Origin of the sequence: Caulobacter sp. BE254 (assembly GCF_031457295.1) — a bacterium.
In the GTDB taxonomy this organism is placed as follows: Bacteria; Pseudomonadota; Alphaproteobacteria; order Caulobacterales; family Caulobacteraceae; genus Caulobacter.
Map to the genome: position 1 here is coordinate 649998 of NZ_JAVDWJ010000001.1, position 25207 is coordinate 675204.

General features: G+C 67.4%; 14 protein-coding genes. 8 read left to right on the plus strand and 6 right to left on the minus strand.

What is annotated here, in order from left to right; translation table 11 throughout:
• Positions 1-21: 21 nt before the first annotated feature.
• The gene (locus J2X41_RS02845) at positions 22-2409 is read right to left on the minus strand and encodes a glycoside hydrolase family 127 protein (RefSeq protein WP_310079477.1); all 2388 of its coding nucleotides are present in this window, start codon (positions 2407-2409) and stop codon (positions 22-24) included.
• A complete protein-coding gene (locus J2X41_RS02850) occupies positions 2406-4751 on the minus strand; it encodes a glycoside hydrolase family 95 protein (protein WP_310079478.1) in 2346 nt (781 codons plus the stop codon). The genes J2X41_RS02845 and J2X41_RS02850 overlap by 4 nt, the downstream gene beginning before the upstream one ends.
• Positions 4752-5040: 289 nt before the next feature.
• On the opposite strand from J2X41_RS02850, the gene J2X41_RS02855 reads away from it, so the two are divergent.
• The 4 genes from J2X41_RS02855 to J2X41_RS02870 all read left to right on the plus strand — a co-directional run bounded on the left by J2X41_RS02855 (position 5041) and on the right by J2X41_RS02870 (position 10346).
• On the plus strand, positions 5041-6804 hold the full coding sequence (locus J2X41_RS02855) for a glycoside hydrolase family 43 protein (RefSeq protein ID WP_310079480.1): 1764 nt from the start codon (positions 5041-5043) through the stop codon (positions 6802-6804).
• Between the two features lie 46 nt (positions 6805-6850).
• On the plus strand, positions 6851-8446 hold the full coding sequence (locus J2X41_RS02860; protein ID WP_310079483.1) for an alpha-L-arabinofuranosidase C-terminal domain-containing protein: 1596 nt from the start codon (positions 6851-6853) through the stop codon (positions 8444-8446).
• A gap of 185 nt (positions 8447-8631) precedes the next feature.
• Complete coding sequence (locus tag J2X41_RS02865; RefSeq protein ID WP_310079484.1) at positions 8632-9369, plus strand: FadR/GntR family transcriptional regulator; 738 nt, start codon at positions 8632-8634, stop codon at positions 9367-9369.
• Positions 9370-9569: 200 nt separating this feature from the next.
• Positions 9570-10346, plus strand: a complete 777-nt coding sequence (locus J2X41_RS02870) for a GntR family transcriptional regulator (RefSeq protein WP_310079487.1) — start codon at positions 9570-9572, stop codon at positions 10344-10346.
• Between the two features lie 26 nt (positions 10347-10372).
• Here the strand turns inward: J2X41_RS02870 and J2X41_RS02875 are convergent, their stop codons facing one another.
• Positions 10373-12265 (minus strand): NPCBM/NEW2 domain-containing protein, encoded by a 1893-nt coding sequence (locus J2X41_RS02875; RefSeq protein ID WP_310079489.1) that lies wholly within the window; start codon positions 12263-12265, stop codon positions 10373-10375.
• Between the two features lie 25 nt (positions 12266-12290).
• Positions 12291-13334 (minus strand): alpha/beta fold hydrolase, encoded by a 1044-nt coding sequence (locus tag J2X41_RS02880; RefSeq protein ID WP_310079492.1) that lies wholly within the window; start codon positions 13332-13334, stop codon positions 12291-12293.
• A 326-nt stretch (positions 13335-13660) separates the two neighbouring features.
• Between J2X41_RS02880 and J2X41_RS02885 the strand changes: the two genes are divergently transcribed.
• Positions 13661-15748 carry an alpha-N-arabinofuranosidase gene (locus J2X41_RS02885; protein ID WP_310079494.1) on the plus strand — a complete coding sequence of 696 codons (2088 nt, stop codon included), beginning with the start codon at positions 13661-13663 and terminating at the stop codon, positions 15746-15748.
• A 36-nt stretch (positions 15749-15784) separates the two neighbouring features.
• On the opposite strand, the gene J2X41_RS02890 is transcribed toward J2X41_RS02885, so the two are convergent.
• The gene (locus tag J2X41_RS02890; protein ID WP_310079496.1) at positions 15785-16819 is read right to left on the minus strand and encodes a cupin-like domain-containing protein; all 1035 of its coding nucleotides are present in this window, start codon (positions 16817-16819) and stop codon (positions 15785-15787) included.
• Complete coding sequence (locus J2X41_RS02895) at positions 16816-17502, minus strand: SapC family protein (protein WP_310079498.1); 687 nt, start codon at positions 17500-17502, stop codon at positions 16816-16818. The genes J2X41_RS02890 and J2X41_RS02895 overlap by 4 nt, the downstream gene beginning before the upstream one ends.
• A 313-nt stretch (positions 17503-17815) precedes the next feature.
• On the opposite strand from J2X41_RS02895, the gene J2X41_RS02900 reads away from it, so the two are divergent.
• The 3 genes from J2X41_RS02900 to J2X41_RS02910 all read left to right on the plus strand — a co-directional run bounded on the left by J2X41_RS02900 (position 17816) and on the right by J2X41_RS02910 (position 25181).
• On the plus strand, positions 17816-20776 hold the full coding sequence (locus tag J2X41_RS02900; RefSeq protein WP_310079500.1) for a TonB-dependent receptor: 2961 nt from the start codon (positions 17816-17818) through the stop codon (positions 20774-20776).
• Positions 20777-20848: 72 nt separating this feature from the next.
• Complete coding sequence (locus J2X41_RS02905; protein WP_310079503.1) at positions 20849-22393, plus strand: tryptophan 7-halogenase; 1545 nt, start codon at positions 20849-20851, stop codon at positions 22391-22393.
• 94 nt (positions 22394-22487) lie between these two features.
• Positions 22488-25181 carry a glycoside hydrolase family 3 C-terminal domain-containing protein gene (locus tag J2X41_RS02910; protein ID WP_310079505.1) on the plus strand — a complete coding sequence of 898 codons (2694 nt, stop codon included), beginning with the start codon at positions 22488-22490 and terminating at the stop codon, positions 25179-25181.
• The last annotated feature ends 26 nt before the right edge of the window (positions 25182-25207 follow it).

A 25207-nucleotide genomic window follows, 5' to 3' on the forward strand; every position in this document is an offset into this window, starting at 1 on the left:
CAGAGGCTGATCCTGCGGAGGTCATGATGTCGACCGTCGCGGCGGCTCGATGAAGGCCAGGCCGTAGACGACGCTGGTGTTCTTGCGGCCGATCAGCTTCACCTTCGATTGGGTCAAGGTCGTGAGCGGCGCCGGATAGTCGACGATCACCCAATCGCCCCGTCCCGGACCCGGCCTGCGCTCCACGGCGATTTCGACGCCGTCGACCTCGATCGCGAGCTCCCGGTCGACGTTGTCGCCCCAGTAGGTCACCTGCAGGATCGCCGCGCCGGGCCGCCGGGCCATCGTGAACGAGACTTCAGCGCCCTGGGGAATGGAGCGGTTGTGTCGCCCGTAGAAGGTGTCGGGGGCGCCGCCGGTGGCCTCCAGGTCGTGGTCGCGCTCGGGCTGCATCTCGCCGATATGGAACACGTCGATCGTGCGCCGCGCCAGATCCGCCCGTTGCGCCTCGGCGGCGAGATAGGCTTGGCCGCCCTCGGCCCAGGTGGCTGGCGTGAAGGTCGGGAAATAGACCGCCGCGCGCCGGTCATACATGGCGTAGAACGGACGCAGGGTCTGGTCTTGACCCAGGACGCTCGTCGCCGAGTAGTGATGGAGGCCGCCGCCGGGCTTCAAGGCGTCGATGGGCGCAGCCTGGCTCAGAAGGGCCGGCGGCGCGCCATCGAAGGCCGCCGCTGCGGGGCCCAGGTCGGACGCCAGCACCAGCGGGCCGCTCATGAAGGCGTAGGTGTCGGTGGCCCCCTTCAGGGCGACGGCGCGCAGCGAACTTGGCAGGGTCACCGCGATCCGGTCCCCCGCGCGCCAGTCGCGCGCGATGCGCCAGTAGCCGTCGACCACCTTGACCGGGAGATGGCGGCCGTTGAGCGTGATCGTAGCGCCCTTGGCCCAGGCGGGACATCGAATGGCCAGGGCCGTCGGGTTGGCGGGCGCGCGGTCCACACGGATGGCGACCTGGTCGCTCTCGGGATAGCGGGTTTCCATCACCAGCCTGATCCCGCCCGGCAGGTCCAGCGTCGAAGGGATGAACAGGTTCACGTAGAGGGAGGCCGGATCGCGCCAGTAAATCGAATCCGCGTGCTTGGCGTGGCTTTCCATCCCCGATCCGACGCAGCACCAGAAACTGTTCTCGGCCGTGGAGTAGTCGCGCTTGGCGCCGGCTTGCAGCGGCATGAAATAGACGAACTGGCCGGTGTCGGGACGCTGATGCGCCAGGATGTGATTGAGCTGGGCCCGCTCGTAGTAGTCAAACAAGGCGCCGTCGGGCCGCCAGGTGAACAGCCGTCGCGTCAGCTTCAGCATGTTGTAGGTGTTGCACGCTTCGCAAGTGGCCGTGGTCAGGCGGTCGCCAAGCTGGTCGGGCGGACCAAAATGCTCGCGCTCCGAATTGCCGCCGATCACGTAGCTGTGGTGGTCGACCACGGTCTGGTGAAAGAAGCGGGCGGCGTCGCGGTACTCGGTCTTGCCGCTGGTTTCGTAGAGCCGCGCCAGGCCGATGATCTTCGGGATCTGGGTATTGGCGTGCAGCCCGTCCAGCGCATCGCGGCGCGCGATCAGCGGCTCGACGACGGCCTGGTGGCGTAGCCGCTCGGCCAGGCGCAGCCAGCGGGCCTGCTCCGTGATCGCATAGAGCTCGGCATAGGATTCCAGGATGCCGCCATGCTCGACCGACAGCACCTTCTGGATCTGGGCGTCCGAAAGAGGTTCGAGCACGCCGGCCAGGTACGCGGCCAGGCCCAGGGCGATGGGCAGCGCCCTGTCGTTCCCGGCCAGCAGGTGCGCATCGAGCACCCCGGCCAGAACCTTATGATAGGTATAGAGCGGGACCCATCCGCCGTTCAGCGCCCAGGTCGCCTCGATCTGGCCACGTCGCACCTCCTCGAAAACGACCTTGCCTGGAACTTCCTGGCCGCCACGGTTGGCTGTCGTGCCGCCAACATAGCCGTCACCTTCGGCCCGCTGGATCTTCGCCATCTCGGCCAGCGTGCGATCGAGAACCGCCGCCACTGCCGGATCTCCGGTGTTGGCTACCGTGAGGCTGCAGGCCGACAGCCAGTGGCCCAGGGTGTGGCCGGCGATGCTCGCGCTTTCCCAGCCGCCGTAGCGCGGCTTGTCGGCCTTCAACCCCGCCGACCAGTAGAAATTGTGCAGCAGCCGCTCTGGATCCAAGGCCAGGAGGTAGCGGCGATTGGCGGCCATGGCGTCGCTGAAGGCCGACGGCGCGAGGCTCACGTACCGTGCGGGAACCGCTTCGATCCCGCGGTCCGAGGCCATCGCCAGGCCCGGCGCGCTGACCAAGGCCGCCGATAGAAGGCTCCCGGTGAGCAGCAATTCCCGGCGGCTGAGATGAGCCGCGTTCAGGCCGGACGGCATCCGCGGCAAACCAGATTGCCCCACGCGCGGATCGCTCATGCTCTCACCAAGGCGCCCTGAACCACGGCCAGCCGCACGGGTCGTCCGCGGTGAAGGTCGACGTCCAGGCTGGAACCGGCATGGACGACGGTGACGCGCCCGTCGACGCTGGCCGTCAGCACCGCCTCGGTCAGCTTGCCGCCAGCCCAATGGACATCGACACCAACCGCGCCGCGCGCCCGCAAGCCTGTCATGCGGCCGGTCGGCCAGGCCGACGGCAGGGCCGGCAGCAGGTAGATCCTGTCGTTGCGGCTTTGCAGAACCATCTCGGTCATGCCCGAGGTCCCGCCAAAATTGCCGTCGATCTGAAACGGCGGATGGGCGTCGAACATGTTCGGATAGGTCCGTTCCGGCCCTAGCAGCAGTTTGAGCACGTTGTGAGCGTGGTCGCCGTCGCCCAGCCGCGCCCACAGGTTCAGCCGCCAGGCGATGGCCCAACCGGTGGCGAGGTCGCCGCGCGTCAGCAGCGAGGTCCTGGCCGCCGCCGCCAGCTTCGGCGTGGTGTCGATCCCGATCTGGTCGGACGGGAACAGGCCGTAGAGATGCGAGACGTGGCGGTGATGGATGTCGATGGCGTCGGCGTCCCAGTCCTCCTGCCACTCCTGGAGCTGGCCGTCCTTGCCGATCCTGTAAGGCGCCAGCTTGTCGCGCGCCGCCTTCAGTTCGGCGACGAAGGCCTGGTCGGGACCCAGGATGGTCTCGGCCTTCAGACAGTTCTCAAACAGGTCCCGCACGATCGCCTGGTCCATGGTCGGACCGGCGACCAGCGACGAGCCGTGGCCGTGGTCGTTCTCCGGCGAGAGCGACGGATTGGTGACCAGCACCCCGAACTTCGGATCCACCACCAGCGTGTCGAGGAAGAACCGCGCCGAACCCTTGATCAGCGGATAGACCCGCGCGAGGTAGGCGCGGTCGCGATTGTAGTCGTAGTGGTCGTAGACGTGCTTGCACAGCCAGGCGCCGCCCGTGGGCCAGACCCCGTACATCGCCCCGTCGATCGGCGCGGTGGCCCGCCAAAGATCGGTGTTGTGGTGGGCGACCCAGCCGCGCGCGCCGTACATCACCTTCGCCGTGGTCGTCCCGGTCTGGGCGATATCCCGCACGAGCGCGATCAGCGGCTCGACCAGTTCGGGGAGATTGGTCGGCTCGGCCGGCCAGTAGTTCATCTCGGTGTTGATGTTGATCGTGTATTTGCTTCCCCAGGGCGCGTCGGTCTTGTCGTTCCAGACGCCCTGCAGGTTGGCCGGCTGGCTGCCCGGGCGCGAGCAGGCGATCAGCAGATAGCGGCCGTACTGGAAATAGAGCGCGGCCAGGGACGGGTCGTCGGTGGTCGGCGAGCGCTTGATCCGCTCGTCGGTGGGCAGCAGGTCGGCCCGCGTGCGGCCAAAGTCGACGCCGACCCGCCGAAACAGGGCGCGGTGGTCGGCCTGGTGGTCTGCCAACAGCCTGGCCCAGGGCTTGCCGGCCAGCCTGGCCAGGGCGGCCTTGTTCAGCGCCGTCGGGTCACCCGACACGTCGTCATAGCGGCGATAGCTGGTGGCGGCGGCGATCAGCAGCAGCACCTCGTCCGCGCCGGTCACCGAGAGTTTGTCGCCCTGCCCGGCCACCCGGCCGCCCTTGGCGCGGACCTCGACGCGGCACTCGAACTTCAGCTGGGCGGGGACGCCCTGCTGGCTGTCGTTGCCGCCCGTCAGCACCAGGGCCGTCCCTTGGACCGAGGCGACGGGCCTGGAGTTCAGCGGGCTGGCGAAGCCGAGATCCACGGTGATCGCGCCCTTGCGACTGGCCGTGAGGCGAACGGCGATCACGCCATCCGGCGCGCTGGCGATCACTTCGCGGACATGGCGGACACCGTCGGCGGTGAAGGTCGTCGTGGCGATCGCCCCATCGATGTCCAGGTCGCGGACATAGTCGCTCGCCGCCTCCGCCAGACCCGGAAACTCGAGCTTCAGGTCGCCGATCGTCTGGTAGGACATCTGGCGCTTGGGCGAGCCCATGAACTTGGCCTCGGCCAGTTGGGTGGCCTTGGCGTACTCGCCCGCGTCGATCAGCCGACGGATCTCCGGCAAGGCGGCCAGGGCCTCGGGATTGGCGGGATCGTAGGGGCCGCCAGCCCACAGGGTGTCCTCGTTCAGTTGCAGCCGCTCGGCCGCGACGCCACCGAACACCATCGCCCCCAGCTTGCCCGAGCCGACCGGCAGGGCCTCGACCCATTCCCGGGCGGGCTGGCGGTACCAGAGGCGCGGCGGCGAGCCCTTGGACGTCGCGGCCCGGGCCGGAGCATTGGCCAGCGCCGTGGAAGCACCGAGGGCGGCGAGCGTGGACCGGCGTGTCAGGGTCATGGGGCTCTCGAAGCGGGATTGGGAAGTCGTTGGACGGCGCTAAAGCGGATCGAACCGCTTAGCCGGTCGAGTCGAATTACTCCGACAAGATACGGCGACGCCATCTTGGCGCAAGACGATCTTGGATCGACCACGGCGAGGTCGCCCCTTTAAAGTTAGCGCTACCATTTATTTTTCACCAAATTAGGATGGCCGAAAGTCTGGTTCAACGCCGACGTGTCGTCGAGCGATTTGCCGGACATAAGAACAGCCGCGACCTCAACCGCGCTCTTGGAGGAACCGACGCCAGATGATCCGTGAAAGCCTCATCGCCCTTTCCCTTCTGGCCGCCGGCGCCGCCCAGGCTCGCGCCCCCATCGAGACTGGCCGACGGCCAGTCGAGGGTCGCTCCACCGCCCCCGAGGCGACGTTCGAATGGTTCGAATATACGGGCGCCGACCCGTCGGACGCCGCATTCAAGCCAGGCCCGACCCAGTACGCCAACCCCATCCTCAAGGGCACCTATCCCGACCCGGCCGTGATGCGGGTCGGCAAGGACTTCTATTTCGTCAGCTCGACCTTCGCCTGGTTCCCGGGGCTTCCGGTCTTCCACTCCACCGACCTGGTGCACTGGAACCAGATCGGCAACGCGATCGATCGCCCTGGCATGCTCGACTTCAAACGCCTGGGCCTGTCGCGGGCGGTCTTCGCGCCGACCCTGAGCCATCGCGACGGGGTCTTCTACATCCTGAACACCTGCGTCGACTGCGGCGGCAATTTCCTGATCACCGCCAAGGATCCGAAGGGCCCCTGGTCGGATCCGGTGTGGCTGCCGGCGGTCGAGGGCATCGATCCGTATCTGTTCTTCGACGACGACGGCAGCGCTCTGATCGTCTTCAACGGCGCGCCTCCAGGACCGCCTGAATACAAGGGTCATCGGGCCATCTGGGCGATCGGCTACGACGTCGAGGCCCAAAAGACCGTCGGCCAGCCCAAGCTGTTGCTCGACAAGGGCGTCAATCCCGCGGCCAAGCCCATCTGGCCTGAGGGACCTCACATCCTCAAGAAGGACGGCTGGTACTATCTGGTCGCCGCCGAGGGCGGCACCGCCGAGGGCCACAGCCAGGTGGTCCTGCGATCGAAGGACGCCTGGGGGCCCTATGTTCCCTACGCGAACAATCCGATCCTGACCCAGCGGGGCCTTCCCAAGGACCGGCCGCTGCCCATCACCTCGGCCGGTCATGCCACGCTCGTCGACACCCCGGACGGCAAGTGGTGGGCGACGTTCCTGGCGGTCCGGCCCTATGGCGACGATCTCTACAACACCGGCCGCGAGACCTTCCTGCTGCCGGTGGAGTGGAAGGACGGCTGGCCCGTCATCCTGGAGAACGGCAAGACCATCCCCTACATCCAGACCAAGCCGAACCTGCCCGCGACCACGCCGCCCCCGCCGCCGACCGCCGGCGCCTTCACGGCTCGCGACGAGTTCGACGGCAAGGCCCTGCCGCTCAACTGGGTGACCATGCGGATCCCGCAGCAGCGCTGGTGGCGGCTCGAAGGCGGCAGGCTGGTCCTCACCGCGCGGCCTGAAACGATCGGCGGCATGACCCAGCCGTCGTTCTGGGGGCGTCGCCAGCAGCATATCAACGCCAGCGCCTCGACCCTGATGCGCTTTCGTCCAAACAAGGTTGGCGACAAGGCCGGCATGGTCGCCGTGCAGAACGACGACCACTTCTTCTTCCTGGGCCTGACCCGGGACGCCAACGGCCGAGACAAGGTGGTGCTTGAGCGCCGCGCCGGCCCGAAGGACGCCGCCGATGGCGTGGAGGTCGCCAGCGTCCCGGTCACGCTCAAGCCCGGCGTCCCGATCCAGCTGAAGATCGCCGCCCGCGGCGGCCTCTACGATTTCTCCTACGCGCTCGCTCCGGGCCAGTGGAAGACCCTGAAGGCCGGCGAGGACGGGACAATCCTTTCGACCAAGACGGCGGGCGGCTTCGTCGGCGCGCTGCTGGGCGTCTACGCCCACAGCGCCGAGCCAGGCGCGGCCTCCAGATCGACCGTCGAAACACACTGAAGCCGAGGCCCGGCAAGGGCGCGCCGATACACGAAGGGCAAATGACATGACCAGACTGACCCGGCCGCTGGCCGCTTGGGCCGTGGCTTTGGCGCTGGGGGCGCCGACTCTGGTTCAAGCCCAGGCCAAGGCCGATCCGCCGATCACCGTGCGCATCGACCCCGGCGCGCAAGGCCCCAAGATCGACCGCAACATCTTCGGCCAGTTCGCCGAGCATCTGGGAACGGGCGTCTATGGCGGCGTCTGGGTGGGCAAGGACTCGCCGATCCCCAATACGCGCGGGATCCGCAAGGACGTGGTCGAGGCGCTGCGCGCCATCAAGGTGCCCAATGTCCGCTGGCCGGGCGGCTGCTTCGCCGACGAGTACCATTGGCGCCACGGGGTCGGCCCGGCCGCGAACCGGCGCGAGACGATCAATTCCAACTGGGGCGGCGCCGTCGAGCCCAACACCTTCGGCACGGACGAGTTCATGGACTTCGTCGACCAGATCGGCAGCGAGGCCTATGTCTCGGTCAATATCGGCTCCGGCACGGTCGAGGAGGCCGCCGCCTGGGTCGAGTACATGACGGCCGACCCGCAGACCACCGCGGGCAAGGAGCGCGCCGCCAACGGCCATCCCGCGCCCTACAAGGTCAAGTATCTGGGCCTCGGCAACGAAAGCTGGAGCTGCGGCGGCGCCATGCGCCCCGACTACTATACCGACGAGATGAAGCGGTACGCCCGGTTCGTGCGAAACTACAATCCCAAGCAGACCGGCGCCGAGGCCATGCAGCGGATCGCCGTGGGTCCCAACCAGGGCGACACGGCCTATACCGAGGCCGTGATGGCCGCCCAGAAGTCGCACGACTGGGCCTGGAACATCGAAGGCCTGTCGCTGCACTCCTACACGACCGGCGGATGGCCGCCGTCCTATTCGAGCACCCGTTTCGACGAGACCGCCTACGCCAAGCTGCTGCAGGAAACGCTAGGCATGGACGACCTGATCGCCAAGCACGCGGCGATCATGGACAAGTACGATCCCGACAAGAAGGTGCCGCTGGTCGTCGACGAATGGGGCGTCTGGCTCGCGCCGCTGGAGGGCAGCACCCCCGGCTTCCTGGCCCAGCAGAACTCCCTGCGCGACGCGATCGTCGCCGCGCTCAACCTGAACATCTTCGCGCGCCACGCCGACCGCGTGCGCATGACCAACATCGCCCAGATGATCAACGTGCTGCAGGCGATGATCCTGACCGACAAGGACAAGATTGTCCTCACCCCCACCTACCACGTCTATAAGATGTACCTGCCCTTCCAGGACGCGACCCTGGTTCCGGTCAGCTTCGACAAGGGAACCTATGCGCAAGGCGACATCAAGCTGCCGCGCATCGACGCCACGGCCGTCCGCGACACCCAGGGCAAGCTCTGGCTGTCGGTGACCAACCTCGACCCGGCCAGGGCCGCGACGATCGACCTGGCCGGCTTCAAGGCGGCCAGCGCCAGCGGTCAATTGCTCACGGCGTCCCGCGTCGATGCGATCAACACCTTCGACGCGCCCAACACGGTCGCGCCCAAGCCGTACTCGGCCAAGGCGTCCGCCAAGGGCCTGATGCTCGAGGTTCCCGCCAAGTCGATCCTGGTCGTCCAGCTCGCGCCTAAGGTCTGACCTTTGAGTCGCGGGGCAGTCTGCGAGACCACCCCGCGAACTCGCACACCGAACGATAGTCCTGATATTATAAGGCGACGCGCCAAAAAGGGGTGCGGCGTTTCAGCCGACAAATTGCCTGACAACTTGCCAAGCCTCACTGGGTTGCGCTTATAGACCGCTTCGCACCCAGGAGCCTCACGCCCATGCCGTTGGACGAGCCGGACGACAAGCCGATCAAACGATCGGCGAGAGGGTCTGGCCGACGCCTGCGTGGCGCAGTCGCCCACTATCTCGGCACGGCGATCGTTTCGGGCCAGATCGCGCCGGGAGAGAAGCTGACCGGTGAAATCGCCAACGCCGAAGCGCTCGACGTTTCACGCGGCGCCTATCGGGAGGCCGTCCAGGTTCTCACGGCCAAGGGCCTGGTGGAAAGTCGTCCCAAGGCCGGCACGCGGGTTCTGCCCCGCAGTTCCTGGAACATTCTGGATCCCACGGTCCTGGCCTGGGCCTTCGCCGCCGAACCCGATCTCGGATTCGTGCGCGACCTTTTCGAACTGCGCGCCGTCGTCGAGCCGGCCGCCGCCCGCTTCGCGGCCGCGCGTCGCGACAAGGACGACATCAAGGCGATGAAGGACGCCTTGGCGAAGATGCGACGCCATACCCTGGCGACCGAGACCGGCCGGGCTGCCGACCGCGCCTTCCACGATGCGCTGCTGCGCGCCACGCATAACGACGCGATGATCGCCCTCAGCGCCAGCATCGGCGCCGCGGTGAGCTGGACGACCGAGTTCAAGCAGCGTTCGCGCGCCCTGCCCCGCGACCCGGTGCCCGATCACGCCAAGGTCTGCGACGCGATCGCGGCCGGCGATCCGGAAGCCGCCAGCGCGGCGATGCGAGCGCTGGTCGATCTGGCGCTGGATGACACACGCTCGGCCATGTAGCCGCAGGCTGCGCGCATGACGCTGTCGACGCGAGTTTTTCAAGACTGAAGCTCTGAGCCTGAGGGCGACAGTAAGTGGTCGCCTCGACAAACACCCTCGCGCGACGTTTTTCATATGTGAGATTATTCTTATCAATAAGAAATTGGTCGACGTTTTCACGGCGAGATCGTAGATTTCATTCGTGTAAATCCGAGATATCGATGCCCCCGTTCGCCTCCCTGCGGCCTGCCCGAGAGACGCCCCTGGGACGCCGAGCGCCGCATCGGCTGGCCTATGAACTGCTGAGACGCATCGAGGCTGGAGTCCTCCGTCCCGGCGATTGGCTGCCTGCCGAGCGAGAGCTGCTGGAGGCGTTCCCGGCCAGCCGTACCGCCTTCCGCGAAGCCTTGATCATCCTGGAGTGCCTGGGCCTCATCGAGTCGCACCTGGGCGTCGGCAGCCAGGTGATCGCTCGTCGGCCCACCAGCCGCATGGGGCCTGCCGCCTCGGTCGATCTGGTGACGCTGCTGGAAGCTTGCCGCGCCTTCGAGATCGAGGCCGCCAGCCTCGCCGCCGGCCTGCCGGTAGAGAACGGACCGTCGCCCTTCGCGCCGAGCCCAAGCCTGAGCCCGTCAGGCCTGATGACCGCCAGGGACTGTCGAGACTTTCATGTCGCCCTCGCCCAAGCGAGCGGCAACCCGGCGATCCTGGCCTCGATTCGCAATCTCTGGGACCTGGCCGCGGCGAGGCCGGCCCTCTACGTTCCACTCAACGCCGCGCTCACCCGCTCGGGCCGTAGGATTCGCGCCTTGCAGGGCGAAGTGGTCGAAGCGCTTCCGCTCCGTTCTCCCACCGCAATCCGTCAAGCTGTCGAGGCGCTGTTTGGCGGCTATCTCGCCGCGGTGGTCGCGTTCGAAGACCGGAACCGTCCCGCGTGGGTCCAGGGCGCCCAAGGCCGCGCCCAGCGTAACAGACGAGTGGTTGCCGCCGACCAATAGCCTCTGCACGAACGGTGGCCGCCCGATCAGCGCCGCAACGCCGCCTCGCCCCAAGTCACCGGCTGTGGAACAGGGGTTGGCTTCGAGGCGCGGGCGACCAGTTCGATCAGCTTGACGCCGCCGATCTCGACATCGAGCGCCTGCGGGGCCTCGCCGAACTTCATCGGGCGGGACTGGCCCATCAGCTTGCCGTCGCCATAGATCAGGAAGGTGACGGCTTGCCCGCCGCCGATCGCGGAGTCGTCGATGCCGACCTTGGCGGTGAAGCGCTGGAACCCGGCGTTGCGCACTTCCAGACGGGAGTTGGCCAGGACGCCAAGGCCGGTGTCGAACCTTTGGCCGGCGACGGCTAGCTCCTGGTCATAGGGCGTGCGGTCGGCCTGGGCCCCGCCCCACCCGCCATAGCGCGGCGGCTCGCCAAGGCCGCGCGTGCCGCGCCAGGGCAGGATCGCTCGGTGGATCAGGGGATCGGCTTGCGGCGTCACCACACCGTCCACCGCCGGGTTCACCCTGCCGGGCTGTTCGGACAGGAATAGGCCATCCGCCAGCTTGCGCGCGCCATGAGCCCGGTAGACCAGCGTCTGATGCGGCGCGAGTTGCAGCTTCTGCTCCCCCTGGAAACGGCTCGCCTCGCCCGTCCAGAGATCGGCGAGCTCGACCTCAGCGGTGGGCAGGAACTTCAGGTGATCGGCCGTCAGCACGGCCTCCGCCGGCGCGGCCGTCCGGTTGAGGATCGCCACGGCCTTGTCGCCGTCCGCCAGGGTCTTGACCCAGATGGAGACGTCGGCGGAATCGAAGGCCAGCACCGCCTGGTTGCCCGCCGGGTCCTGGTTCACGGCGATGATTTGCTTGGCGCCCAGGACATCCAGAAGCGCCGGAGCGGCGGTTCTCAGGTCGTAACCGATGATTAGTGGCGCGTTGACCATCGCCCACAGCGCGAAATGCGACCGCGCCTCGATCAGGTGGCGCTCATCGAAATCGCCTTTGCCGACATAGAGCATGTCCGGATCGTTCCACGACCCGGGATGGGCGTAGAGCGGCCGGCGCGAGACGCTGTCGAGATTGTGCAGCATCCGGCTCCAGGTCGGCGAGATGTCTTCGCTGGTGCGCGACATCGCCCCGACGTTCTTGCCCCAGGCGCGCACGTCGGCCGCGCCCCAGAGGCAGAGCGAATAGACGAAATCGCCATCCGGATTGCTGCGGTCCAGGGCCTGACCGACAGCCTCGTAGAGACCGCGCGTGGTCGCCACGTCCGTGCGGCCCAGGGAATCGGCGTCGACCAGCGGGCCGAGCGCGCGGTAGAGGCCCGCCTTGACGCGCGGATCGGCGGGCCCCAGTCCCCGCACGCCGCAGCCGTCGACCTTGATCAGGTCGAAGCCCCATTCCTCGAAATAAAGCCGGATATCCTGGTCGACATGGCCGTGGAGACCGACCTCCCGTTCGTCGATGTCACCTTCGGGCTGGTTGGGGAAGGTCGAGGTGAAGACCTGTCCGCAGCTGTTGCGGCCGATGTCCGAATAGATGCCGGCCTTCAGGCCCATGGCGTGCAGGCGGTCGGTCAGGGGCCGGAAGCTGGTGTCGCCGTTCGGCGTCGCCGCCGATGGGAAGCGCTCGGCGCGGACCAGCATGCGGCCGTCGCTTTTCCGGCGCTTGAGCCACCAACCGTCGTCGATGTTCACATAGCGGTAGCCCTTGGCCGCCAGGCCCGCATCCACCAGGATCCTGGCCGAGGCCATGACCTTTTCCTCATCGATGTCGCTGGTGAAGGCGTTCCAGCTGTTCCAGCCCATGGGCGGTGTGCGCGCCGCCGCGCGCTCGTAGGCGCTCCAGCGGCCTGTCGGCGCGAGCGGATCGGCCGCCGCGCCGGTCGCCGAAAACAGGAGCGCGGTCGCCAGGACGGCGCGGCCAAACAGGCGCATCAGGATTCTCCGAGGATCACGCGGCTCAGCGAGCCTGGAAGACGAGGTGGCGGCTGAAGAACGGCAGGACGTTGTCCTGCATCCGGGCTGAAACACCGCTGGTGTGGTCGCCCGCATAGATCTCGAAGCTGTTGGCGATCCCATAGCGATCCAGCGCCGCATGAAGCTTGGTCGCATCGTCCTTCAGGCCGTCGCGGTCCCCGACATCGATGGCGATGGCCTTGTAGCGAGCGAGGGCGGAAACATACTGGTCCACGAAGGCCAGCGGCGCATTGGCGGCCCACTTGGCCAGGATCTCGGGCCGCGCCACGCCGTTCTCGACCGGCAGGTCCAGGAACAGCGGCGGCTTGTCCGGGTTGGGCGACCAGGCCGCGGCTGTCGCCAGCTGGGCGCGCAGTCCCCACGGCAGCTTCTGGGCGTCCTCGAGCGTCTTGATCTGGGCGAGCGCCGCGGCGCCCTCGCCGCCCAGTTGGCCGGCGTCGCGCGGCGACAGGCAGCACGGGCTCATCATGTAGAGCGCGCCGAACACGTCGGCATGGCGCATGCCGATCCGGCTGGCGCCATAGCCGCCCATCGAGTGGCCCACTAGGCCGCGGCTCTCGCGGACAGGCAGGGTGCGATAGTGCTTGTCGATATAGGCGACCAGATCCCTGGCGACGAAGGTCTCGAAATCGCCCGTGGTCCGCGAGCTCGAATACATCGAGCCGTTATGGACGGTCTTGCTGTCAGGCAGGACGACGATCATCTCGCCGGCCCCCTTGGCGAAGGCGCCTTCGATCGTCTGGGGCACGTGGATCTCGCCCATCCACTGCTGGGCCCCGATGGAATAGCCGTGCAGGGCATAGACCACGGGATAGCGCCGCTTGGGATGGCTGGCGTAACCGGGCGGCAGCACCACGAAGACGTCGCGGTCGGCGCTCTCGCCCTCCAGATTGCCCTCGATAGCGACCGCGTGGACCTTGATCTTCTGGACCACTGCCGGCTTGGCGCCGGCCACGGGCGGCGGCGCGGCGGTCTTTACCTGGGCGCGGGCCGCGATCGGCGCGGCGAGCAGGAGCGTCAGGAGCATCAGAAGCCCTACGCGGGACCACGACGCGCGCATCCGCGTGTTTTGCCCGTCCTGAACCGTCATCGAAGCCTCCCCTGCCGCGCGTTCCGGCTCTTGCGCCGCGCGATCTGTTAGCGCTACCATTTGTCCGGCAAATTCACGGCGTGTCAATCGCCCGCCGGTCAGTCACCGCGCTGTCCGGCTCGACTCGCCGCCATGAACAGCGCTGAACGTCCGCCGATCGCGAACTGATGCGAGCGGCCAATACACTCGCCAGAGCAAGGCGCCGCGTCGCTTCCACGAGGCGGCTTGGCGTCAAATGACAGAGTAAATTAGGGAGAACCTGGATGCGACACGGATTGATGCTGGCCGCCTGCATCGGCTGGACGATGGCCGCCTCGACGGCGGTGACGGCGGTGACGGCCGCGACCCCGGTCAAGGTGGCCGTCGACGGCGCCAGCCGGGCCGCCCCGGTCACGAAATACGAATACGGCATGTTCATCGAGCCCATCGGCGGACTGGTGGCGCGCACCCTGTGGGCGGAAATGCTCGACGATCGGAAGTTCTATTACCCCGTCGTCGCGCCGGCCTTCGACCAGCCGCCGCCGCTCAACGCCGAAGGCCGTCCGGGCGTCAGCTATCGCAAGTGGCGGCCGATCGGCGGCGACACCGCGGTGACCATGGACACCAAAGTTCCGTACGTCGGGACGCAAAGCCCGGTCGTCGCCGTCGATGCGGCGGTGCGCAAGGGTTTCTCCCAATCCGGGATCGGCGTGGCCAAGGGCAAGCGCTACGACGGCTATTTGCTGCTGGCGGGCGATCCCGGCGCGAAGGTGGAAGTGGCGCTGGTCTGGGGACCCGGCCCGAACGATCGTCAGGTCGTCGCCCTGCCCGCCCCCGGCGGCGACTGGCGCCGGGCCGAGATCGGCTTCACGCCGGCCGCCGACACCGCCGACGCGCGCCTGGAGATCACCGGCCTGGGTTCGGGGTCGTTTCGCGTCGGCGCGGTCTCGCTGATGCCCGCCGACAATATTCGCGGCTGGCGCGCCGACACCACCGCCATCGCACGCTCGCTCAATTCGGGCATGTGGCGCCTGCCCGGCGGCAACTTCCTGTCGGACTGGGACTGGCACGGCGCGATCGGGCCGCGCGACAAGCGCGCGCCGATGTTCGACCACGCCTGGAGCGCGATGCAGCCCAACGACATCGGCATGGACGAATGGCTGGACCTGACCAGGATCATCGGTGTCGAGCCCTATGTCACGGTCAACGCCGGCCTCGGCGACGCCAATTCGGCGGCCGAGGAAGTCGAATATCTGAATGGTCCGGCGACCAGCACTTGGGGCGCGCGGCGGGCGGCCAACGGCCATCCGGAACCGTACGGCGTGAAGTTCTGGAACATCGGCAACGAGCCCTACGGCTGGTGGCAGATCGGCAAGACCTCGCTCGACTATTTCATGATCAAGCACAACGCCTTCGCCGAAGCGATGCGAGCGGTCGATCCGACCATCACCCTGATCGGCTCGGGGGCGATGCCCGACCAGGGCCATCCGCGAGGCACCAAGGAAAACGCCTCGCTCGAGAGCGTCGGGCCCAAATTCGGCACCGAATGGGACTGGACGGGCGGCCTGCTGGCCAAGGCCTGGGGCAATTTCGACGGCATTTCCGAGCATTGGTACGATCAGCCGGAAGTCCGGCCCAACGCGCCCGCCGACGCCGAGCTGATGGAGTATGCGCGCTCGCCCTCCAACCAGGTTCGGATGAAGGCCGAGCAGTGGAAGATCTACCAGCAGCGCTTTCCTGCCATGAAGGACAAGAAGACCTTCCTGGCGATCGACGAGTACGCGTATTTCGGCGAGGTGAACCTCAAGTCGGCGCTGGCCTATTCCATGGTTCTGCAGGAGATGCTTCGCCACACAGATTTCCTGACCATGGGGGCTTTCACCACCGGGGCCTCGACCATGGACAGCACGCCGACCGACGCCGTGCTCAACACCACCGGCCAAGTGTTCAAGCTCTATGGCGAGCATTTCGGGGCCGGCGTCACGCCGGTGTCGGTGCAGGGCGACGCGCCTCAGCCCGAACCGCGCTTTCCTGTGGGCTACAACCATCCCAAGGTGCGGGCGGGAAGCCCGACCTATCCGCTCGACGTGATCGCCGGCCTGGCCCCCGACGGCAAGACCCTGAGGATCGGCGTGGTTAATCCGACCTTCACGCCCCAGTCCGTGAAGCTTGACCTGAAGTCGCTGGCCCTGAAAGGCGCCGGCCGCAAATGGGTGCTGAGCGGCGCGTCGCTGAAGGCCCAAAACAAGGTCGGCGCGCCGGCCGGCGTCACGATCACCGAGGGCTCGGCGCCGCGCCCGGGAACCGGCCTCATTGTCCAACCGATTTCGACGACGGTGTTCGAGTTTCCGGTCGATCCCGCCAAGCGGTAGCGGGCCAGGCGCCGGTCGCCCCCGCGGCCGGCGCCTCTAGCCGCCCCGCAGCATCTTCATGACCAGCGCCCGGATGCGACCGTAGTTGCCGGCCGCCAGCGGCCCCAGCAGGCCGTGGCGCTCGGCCGGCAGGTGGGCCAGCGGATGGCCTTGCGGACGAAAGACATAGTGGTCGAAGAACGCGCGCCAGGCGCGTCGCTCGGCCATGGGCCGCTCGGCGATCGCGATCATCGCCAGCATCATGGTGAGATAGGGCGCGTCGGGCCCGGCGGCGAAGGCGTCCCACCAGTAATTGACCAGCAGGTTGGTCGGTTCGAGCGCCTCCACCTGGTGCCACCAGAGCTTGGGAATGTAGAGACCGTCGCCGGGCTTGAGCTCGATGACGATCGCGCGCGGCGCGGCGGCGGCGAACCGCGGATAGCGCTCGTCGCCCAGCGCGGCCCCGGCGGCCAGGCTGATCGGCTGGCCAGCCAGGGTGTGGTCGATCGGCCCGACATAGAGATCGCCGATCGCGTCGGGCGGATAGAGCGTGAAGCGCCGGCGTCCAGCCACGACGCAGGCCAGGTTGTCGAAGCTGTCATAGTGGCAGGCCACGCGGCTGGCGTTGCCCAGCCACAGGCGCGGCGTGGCCAGCGACGGCAGGACGTCCATCGGATTGTCGGCGGCGAATCCCGGCGCGCAGTCGTCGGCCGGTACCGAGCCCATATAGACGCTCGCCAGGCTGGGGTCAGCGGCGGCCTCCCCGATCCGCTCGAGCGCCTGGGCCAGGGTCAGGGAAGCGCGCTCGAAGTTGAAGCCGTCCGGGCCGTCGCCATAGTCGTAGCGGCCCGCGATCGACGGCGCTCCGATGAACGCCTGTCCGCTCCGGCCCGCATCGAACCGCGCGAGATAGGCCGACAACGCCGCCCAGCCACGCCCGCTCGCCTCGACCACGGGCCAATGGCGACAGAGGCCCGGCAACAGAACCGGCTGGCAATCGGCCGTCACCGCCTGGGCGAACCCGGCCGGTCCGGCCTCGCTGATCGTGGCGGGGTCGATCCTGCGCAGGTTCGGCAAGGCCTGGTCGTTCATCCCGTGATCTTGTCGTTTCGAAGCTTCGCCAGGCTGGACACCTGCTTCAGCGAACCGTTCATGGCGTAAATCAGCTGCAGATAACCCCGCCGGAAGAGGTCGAGAACGGCCGCATCCTCCAACTCGCCGAGCGCGTCGAGGCTGACGGTGTAAAGGCCGGCCAGGCTCAGGGTCTGGCCATCATCGAACGACAGGTCGATGTCGACCGGCTCCACCAACCGCGCCGCGACAAGCGTCTGGATGAAGACGTCGGTCTCGGGAACGCCGGCGCCGAGCTGGGCCAGGACGTGCTGGATCCGTCGCAGGGCCGGGCTCGGCTGGCCGTCGGATTCGAAGAGCGGCGCGCCGTGAGGGTCGGCGAATCGGCCATGGGCCGGATCGATGGCGACAGCTCTCTCCGACGTAATGAAAAAGCCGATGCGCTCAAGATCCAGCGGCGTGAACAACGGCCGGCCCGCTCCCTCGTAACGCAGCAGATTTTCGCCCGGCTCGAAACCGAACATCGCCCCGGCATAGAAGCTTCCCGTCTCGGCGTTCTTGGTCAGGAAGATCGGACAGACGGCGGCGGCGGCCACGAACTCGCTCGCCACAACCTGGACGAAGTGCGGACCGCCGGCCGGCGGATCGCCCAGACGCAAGCCCGCATGATGCTGTGCGTTCAATAGTTCCAGGTCCGTCGCCATCGCTTCCCTCCCATGCGTCGCCAGCGGATCGCATCGCCCGCCTTCATCCCGATCGATAGCGGCCTTCGAGCTCGCCGTCCAACGGCTGCATATTTACACCGACAAATAGATATTGATACCGGTACCTTTTGGCGCTAGCGTCGGCCCATAAGAATAAAAATGCGCAGGGAGGAACGTGATGGGCCTAGATCGCCACGGCGAGAACACACCCCTCTTTGTCCTTTGAACTCGCGACGTTACGGCGATCGCGCGTGAACCGACCGTTCGTGTCGGACCATCGGCAATCCCATGGAACCCGGAGGGGGAGATGAAAATGTCCAGGTATTATTATCAGAGTAATAAAGGCGACCGCTGGCGCGGCTCAAAGGCCGTTCTGGTCGGGGCCTCGAGCCTTCTGGCGCTGACGCTGGCGAGTACGGCCGGCACGGCCAGCGCGGCCGAGAACGGAACCGAGGCGGCCATGGTCACCGCCGCCGCGGTCGCCGCGCCGGCCGCCGAACAGTCGGCTCCGGCTCAATCGAACGATGCAAGCGTCGTCGAAGAGGTCGTCGTCACGGGCCTGCGTGGCTCGCTGCAACGCAACCTCGACATCAAGCGCAACGCGGAGGGCGTTGTCGACGCCATTTCCGCCGAGGATATCGGCAAGTTCCCCGATTCCAACGTCGCCGCCTCGCTGCAACGCCTGCCGGGCGTCTCGATCCAGCGCGCCGGGCCCCGCGGCGAGCCGCAGGGCATCACCGTTCGCGGCTTCAGCGGCGACTTCAACGAAACCCTCTATGACGGTCGTCGGATCTCGACCGCCACGGGCGGCCGCTCGGTGGACTTCAGCACGGTCGGCGCCGACTTCGTGGGCGGCCTGTCGGTGCTCAAGACGCCCGACGTCACGCTGTCGAGCAGCTCGATCGGCGCGACGGTCAATGTCCAGTTTCCCAAGCCGTTCGACCGTCCTGGCCGCCGCATGGCGTTCACCGCCTCCGGTTCGGTGCAGGACGACGCCGGCAAGGTGGTGCCGACCGTCGGCGCGCTGTTCAGCGACACCTTCGCCGATGACAAGTTCGGGGTGCTGGTCGACGCGATGTACACGCGCCACGACACCCAGACCAACCGCGTCTTTGTCAGCGGCTGGCCGGGCGGATACTACCGGCCGTGCCAGCTGACGGCTTCCTGTACGGGCGCCCAACTGACGGCCGACAAGACCGTCCTAGGCTGGTTCGAGCAACAGGCCGGCGCCACCCAGGTCTACACCAAGGACGAACGGATCGACGGTCGCATCGCCCTGCAATGGAGCCCGACCGAAGGCGTGACGGTCACCCTGGACGACAACTATTCGCGCCAGAACGTCCGCGCCGACAACTTCGGCTACGGGATCTGGTTCAATCAGGACAACTTGCGAAACGTCAAGCTTGACCAGAATGGAACCACGGTCGACTTCACCCAGGCCGGCTCGCAGACCGACTTCACGGCCGGGACCGATCACAACGTCCTGCAGACCAACCAGACCGGCCTGAACCTCAAATGGGACGTGTCGGAGAACCTGAAATTCGAGGCCGACGCCAGCTACGCCAAGAGCTGGCTCAACCCCGACGGCGGCGTCAGCAGCGACAACGCCGACGTGGGCTATGGCTTTGGCATCGGCCCGTCCCTGGGCATCAGCATCGGCGGCGACAGCAAGAACACCCTGCCGGTGCTCCATAGCTACGGCCCCAATGGCGACGCCACGCGCTGGGCCGACACCTCGGTCATCGGTTCACACGTCACCGTGCGCCAGGCCCAGGAAAACACCGACGTCGTCAAGCAACTGCGGTTCGCGGGCGCGTGGGAACAGGAAGGCTTCCGCATCAAGGCCGGCGGCAGCTACATGGAAGACCACTACCAGATCCAGCAGAGCAACACCTTCGTCAACAACTACTGGCAGGCCTATCCCGGCTATGGCCCTGCCTCGGGCGCCAATGGCGGCGTCATGATCCCGGCCAGCCTGTTCACCGGCAAGGTCAGCACCAAGAACTTCATCCCCGGTTTCGACGGCGCCCTGCCGCCGTACCTGCTGAAATTCGACGCCCACGCCTACCAGCAGTACCTGACCAGCCTGGGCAATCCCCAGACCAAGAACATTCCTGGCTTCAACTATGGCGGCGGGACGGTCGGAACCCAGTTCACCGGCGCGTTCGACCTGGCGCTCGACAACGGCAGCATCCGCGACATCACCGAAAAGACCTGGGCGCTGTTCGTGAGGGCCAATTTCGACGTCGACGTGGCCGGCATGCCGTTCCACTTCAACGCCGGCGTGCGTGAGGAAAACACCCACGTCACCGCCAACGGCTTTGGTCAGCTGCCCACGGCGATCACGCCCAGCACGGGCGATCCGACTCTGCTGACGGTGACCCTGAGCGATCCCCAGGCCGTCTCGACCAAGAGCAACTACTCCTACCTGTTGCCCAGCATCGACATGAAGCTGGAACTGACCGATAGCATCCACCTGCGTCTGGACGCCTCGCGGACCCTGACCCGTCCGGGCCTCAACCTGCTGACGCCCGTACTCAGCGTCGGAACCGGCCAGCGGGTCGGCGCCTTGACGGCCAGCGGCGGCAGCCCGGCGCTCAAGCCCTACCTGGCCGACAACTTCGATGCGGCGGTGGAGTGGTACTACCAGCCCAACTCCTACGCGTCGGTCAACTTCTTCATCAAGGACGTCAGCAACTTCATCGTCGGCGGCACCCAGCGGCAGACGATCAACGGCGTGATCGATCCCTCCACCGGCCAGCCGGCGCTGTTCAGCGTCACCCAGCAGGTGAACGGGCCCGAAGCGACCGTGCGCGGCGTCGAACTGGCCTGGCAGCACGTGTTCGGCGACAGCGGTTTTGGGTTCAACGGCAACGTCACCCTGGTCGACACCAACAAGCCCTATGACCGCACCGACATCTCTCAGAGCGGCTTCGCGATCACGGGCCTGGCCGACTCCGCCAACCTCGTGGCCTTCTACGACAAGAATGGCTTCGAAGCGCGGTTCGCGGTCAACTATCGCAAGGAGTATCTGCGCGCCTTTGGCCAGAACCAGAACACTGGCGCCTTCGGTTCGGAGCCGACCTTCGAGAACCCGAGCCTACAGATCGATTTCAGCACCAGCTATGCGCTGACCAAGCAGATCAATCTGTTCTTCGAGGCTCTAAACCTGACCAATGAGGTTCAGAGCACCCACGGGCGGTTCGACAACCAGCTGCTCGACGTGTTCGCCTATGGCCGGCGCTACACGGCCGGGGCGCGGTTCCGCTTCTAGGGTCCTTCCCGCACTTGGCCGGGAGGGTCGCTCGTCGACCTTCCCGGCCGCCTTCTTAAAAAGTTTCGTCCCATGGTTCGCCCCGTCAAGAACATCGTCATCGTTGGCGGCGGAACCGCCGGCTGGCTCACCGCCGGCCTGATCGCCGCCAAGCACAAGGCCCGACAAGCGACCGGCTTTACCGTCACCCTGGTGGAGTCTCCCAACACGCCGATCATCGGCGTGGGGGAAGGTACCTGGCCGACGCTGCGGACCAGCCTGGCCAAGATCGGGGTGTCGGAGACCGATTTCTTCCGCGAATGCGACGCGGCGTTCAAGCAGGGCGCGAAATTCGCGCGCTGGACCACCGGCGCGGCCGACGACGCCTACTATCACCCGCTGATGCTGCCCCAGGGCTTTTCGCAGGTGAACCTCGCGCCCCATTGGCTTGCCGGCGCCACCGGGCAAAGCTTCTGCGACGCGGTCACGCCCCAAGGGCGGCTGTGCGACGAAGGCCTAGGGCCCAAGACCATCACCGCCGCGCCCTACCAGGGCGCGGCCAACTACGCCTACCATCTCGACGCGGGCAAGTTCGCGCCGTTCCTGCAGCGTCATTGCTGCGGCAAGCTCGGCGTGCGCCATGTGCTGGCCGACGTGAAGAGCGTCGCCATGACCGAGGACGGCGACATCCGCGGCGTCGTCACCGAACAGACCGGCGAGATCCAAGGCGACCTGTTCGTCGACTGCACCGGCTTCCGCGCCCTGCTGCTGGGCGACGCGCTCGGCGTGCCGTTCCGCGACTGCGGCGACGTGCTGTTCTGCGACACGGCCCTGGCCATCCAGGTTCCCTACGAGACCGAAACCAGCCCGATCTCCAGCCATACGATCTCCACGGCCCAGTCGGCCGGATGGATCTGGGACATCGGCCTGCCGACCCGCCGCGGCACGGGTCACGTCTATTCCAGCCGCCACATCAGCGACGAGGACGCCGAGCGCGAGTTGCGGGCCTATATCGGCCCCGCCGGCCGCGACCTTCCAGCCCGGAAGATCGCGATCCGCTCGGGCCATCGCGAGACCTTCTGGAAGCGCAACTGCGTGGCCGTGGGCCTGGCGGCGGGCTTCCTTGAGCCGCTGGAGGCTTCGGCCATCGTGCTGATCGAGCTGTCGGCCAAGCTGATCGCCGAGCAGATGCCCGCCTGCCGCGAGGTGATGGACATCGTCGCGGCGCGCTTCAACGCCACCACGCATTATCGCTGGGGCCGCATCATCGACTTCCTGAAACTGCACTACGTGCTCAGCCAGCGCTCGGACACCGCCTTCTGGCGCGACAACCGGGCGCGGGAGACCATCCCCGACCGGCTGGCCGACCTGCTCCTGCTGTGGCGTCACCAGCCGCCCTGGCAATACGACGAGTTCGACCGGGCCGACGAGGTCTTTCCGGCGGCCAGCTACCAGTACGTCCTCTACGGCATGGGCTTTCGCACGGAGATCGAGCCGGAATCCCTGGCCGACGAGCGGACGATCGCCGAGCGGGCCCTGCGTGAGGCCGCGGCCCAGACCGAACGGCTGCGCGCCAGCCTGCCGCGCCACCGCGACCTGATCCGCAAGATCGTCGAACACGGCCTGCAGCCGGTATGAAGATGCGCCGCTCGTCCGTCCAAGGACGAGCCGGCTCGGTCTCGTTGCCTCCCGCCCTCCCCCGAAAAACAGATCAATCTGCGAGGTAGCTCACATGTTCAGCTCCAATTGGCGACGATGCGGCTTGGCGACGGCGCTTTGCGCGGCGCTGTTGGCTCTCGCGCCGCCCGTCCATGCCACGCCCGCCTCGCCGCCGGCCTCGACCGAACGCGCCGAGGCCGATCGCCTGGCCGCAGCGCTGGTGGGCAAGATGACGCTCGACGAGAAGCTGGAACAACTGCTCAACACCGCGCCAGCGATCCCGCGGCTCGGGGTCCCGGCCTATAATTGGTGGACGGAGTCGCTGCATGGCGCCCTGGGCGCCCTGCCCACCACCAACTTTCCCGAGCCCATCGGTCTGGCGGCGACCTTCGATCCCGCGCTCGTTCACGATGTCGCCGGCGCGATCGGCGTCGAGATGCGGGACCTGCACGCCCTGGCGCGCGCCACCGGCCGCATGGGGCGCATCGGGACGGGCCTGAACACCTGGTCGCCCAACATCAACATCTTCCGCGACCCCCGCTGGGGTCGTGGCCAGGAGACCTACGGCGAAGACCCGTTCCTGACGGCGCGGATGGGCGTGGCCTTCGTGCAGGGGATGCAAGGTGACGATCCGGACCATCCGCGCATCATCGCCACCCCCAAGCATTTCGCGGTGCACAGCGGCCCCGAATCCACCCGCCACGGGGCCAATGTCTTCGTCTCGCGCCACGACCTGGAGGACACCTACCTGCCGGCCTTCCGAGCCGCCGTCGTCGAAGGCCGGGCCGGCTCGATCATGTGCGCCTACAACCGCATCGACGGTCAGCCGGCCTGCGCCAGCGATCTCCTGCTGAAGGAACATCTGCGCGGCGCGTGGAAGTTCGACGGCTACGTCGTGTCCGACTGCGACGCGGTCAAGGACATCAGCGATCATCACAAATACGCCCCCGACGCGGCCAGCGCCGTGGCCGCCGCGCTGCGGGCCGGCGTCGACAACGAGTGCAACGGCGCGACCCTGACCGACACCGACGGCCTGGCGGGCCGCTACCGCGAGGCGTTGGATCGCGGCCTGATCACCACCGCCGAGATCGACACGGCCCTGGTGCGCCTGTTCTCGGCCAGGTTCCGCAATGGCGACTTGTCGGCCAAGGGCGGGGTCGACGGACGCGCGGCCCCCAGCGCGGTGATGACCCCGGAACACGAGGCGCTGGCCCTGGCCGCCAGCGAGAAGAGCCTGGTGCTCCTGAAGAACGACGGGGTGCTGCCGCTCAAGCCGGGTCTGCGCATCGCGGTGATCGGTCCGCTGGGCGACGCCACCCGGGTGCTGCGCGGCAACTATTCCTCGGCCCTGTCGGCGCCGCCGATCTCGGTGGTCGACGGCTTGCGGCGGGCCCTGCCCTCGGCCCAGGTCTCCTATGCGCCGTTCGGCGCCTCGTTCACCGATGGCGATCGTGTGCCGACCGAGGCCCTGCGCACGCCTGACGGCAAGGCGGGCCTGCTGGCGCGCTATTTCAACACCGCCGAGCCCCCGCCCGCCCGGTTCGCCCCGGGCACGTTTGGCGCGGCCGTCGCCAAGATGACCTATGCCGAAAAGCCGGTGGTCACGCGGGTCGAAACCGACGTCGCGGCCCGCAGCCTGGACCTAGCCAGCGTCTCCGACCACCACCGGGTGGTGTGGACGGGTTTCCTGGTTCCGCCCGAGAGCGGGACCTATCGCCTGGGCCTGGCGGGCTTCAATGGTGAGCTGAAGGTCGACGGCAAACCGTTCGCCGATCTTCGCAAGGCCGGCTGGGCCAGCCTGCCGACCCTGAAGACCCTGCGCCTGGAAAAGGGCCATCGCTATCCGATCGAGGTCACGTCGGAGTCGCACGCCTTGTCCGGCGTCAGCCTGGTCTGGAAACGCATCGCCGACGATCCGATCGCCGAACTCAAGGCCGCCGCGGCCAAGGCCGACGTGCTGGTGGCGGTCGTGGGCCTGACCTCCGACCTGGAGGCCGAGGAGTCCCCGGTCGAAATCCCCGGCTTCAAGGGCGGCGACAAGACCACGCTCGATCTTCCCGCCGACCAGAAGGCCCTGCTCGAACAGGCCAAGGCCCTGGGCAAGCCGCTGATCGTGGTGGCCATGAACGGCAGCCCGCTGAACTTCTCCTGGGCCAAGGACAACGCCTCGGCCCTGCTGGAGGCCTGGTACCCCGGCCAATCCGGCGGCTTGGCGATCGCCAACGTCCTGACCGGCAAGACCAATCCGGCGGGGCGCCTGCCGCTGACCTTCTATCGCTCGACCAACGATCTGCCCTCGTTCGACGACTACGCCATGGCGGGCCGGACCTATCGCTATTTCGCGGGCGCGCCGGTCTATCCGTTCGGCTACGGCCTCAGCTACACCCGTTTCGACTACGGGCCGCTCAAGGTCGAGCCCGCGGCGAAGGGCGCCGGCCAAGGCGTGCGCGTGACCACGACGATCCGGAACGCCGGCGCCCGCCCCGGCGAAGAGGTCGCCCAGCTTTATCTGAACTTTCCCCAGACGCCCGGCGCGCCTCGCCTGGCCCTGCGCGGCTTCCAGCGGGTGGCTCTGAAACCCGGCGAGACTCGGGAGGTCAGCTTCGCGCTTTCACCCCGCGACCTCAGTTCCGTCGATCTCGACGGCGAGCGCCGCGTCAGCGTGGGGCGGTATCGCGTCAGCGTCGGTTCGGGTCAGCCCGACACCGGCGCGGCGAGCCGCTCGGCGGAGTTCGCGGTCGATACGGCCGTGGCGGTGGCGAAGTAACCCGATGGACGATCGCGCCCCGGCCG

Excerpts from the sequence above, each read along its gene's own strand:
- J2X41_RS02845 (WP_310079477.1), bottom strand. The coding sequence starts at position 2,409 with ATGAGCGATCCGCGCGTGGGGCAATCTGGTTTGCCGCGGATGCCGTCC.
- J2X41_RS02850 (WP_310079478.1), bottom strand. The coding sequence starts at position 4,751 with ATGACCCTGACACGCCGGTCCACGCTCGCCGCCCTCGGTGCTTCCACG.
- J2X41_RS02855 (WP_310079480.1), top strand. The coding sequence starts at position 5,041 with ATGATCCGTGAAAGCCTCATCGCCCTTTCCCTTCTGGCCGCCGGCGCC.
- J2X41_RS02860 (WP_310079483.1), top strand. The coding sequence starts at position 6,851 with ATGACCAGACTGACCCGGCCGCTGGCCGCTTGGGCCGTGGCTTTGGCG.
- J2X41_RS02865 (WP_310079484.1), top strand. The coding sequence starts at position 8,632 with ATGCCGTTGGACGAGCCGGACGACAAGCCGATCAAACGATCGGCGAGA.
- J2X41_RS02870 (WP_310079487.1), top strand. The coding sequence starts at position 9,570 with ATGCCCCCGTTCGCCTCCCTGCGGCCTGCCCGAGAGACGCCCCTGGGA.
- J2X41_RS02875 (WP_310079489.1), bottom strand. The coding sequence starts at position 12,265 with ATGCGCCTGTTTGGCCGCGCCGTCCTGGCGACCGCGCTCCTGTTTTCG.
- J2X41_RS02880 (WP_310079492.1), bottom strand. The coding sequence starts at position 13,334 with ATGCTCCTGACGCTCCTGCTCGCCGCGCCGATCGCGGCCCGCGCCCAG.
- J2X41_RS02885 (WP_310079494.1), top strand. The coding sequence starts at position 13,661 with ATGCGACACGGATTGATGCTGGCCGCCTGCATCGGCTGGACGATGGCC.
- J2X41_RS02890 (WP_310079496.1), bottom strand. The coding sequence starts at position 16,819 with ATGAACGACCAGGCCTTGCCGAACCTGCGCAGGATCGACCCCGCCACG.
- J2X41_RS02895 (WP_310079498.1), bottom strand. The coding sequence starts at position 17,502 with ATGGCGACGGACCTGGAACTATTGAACGCACAGCATCATGCGGGCTTG.
- J2X41_RS02900 (WP_310079500.1), top strand. The coding sequence starts at position 17,816 with ATGTCCAGGTATTATTATCAGAGTAATAAAGGCGACCGCTGGCGCGGC.
- J2X41_RS02905 (WP_310079503.1), top strand. The coding sequence starts at position 20,849 with ATGGTTCGCCCCGTCAAGAACATCGTCATCGTTGGCGGCGGAACCGCC.
- J2X41_RS02910 (WP_310079505.1), top strand. The coding sequence starts at position 22,488 with ATGTTCAGCTCCAATTGGCGACGATGCGGCTTGGCGACGGCGCTTTGC.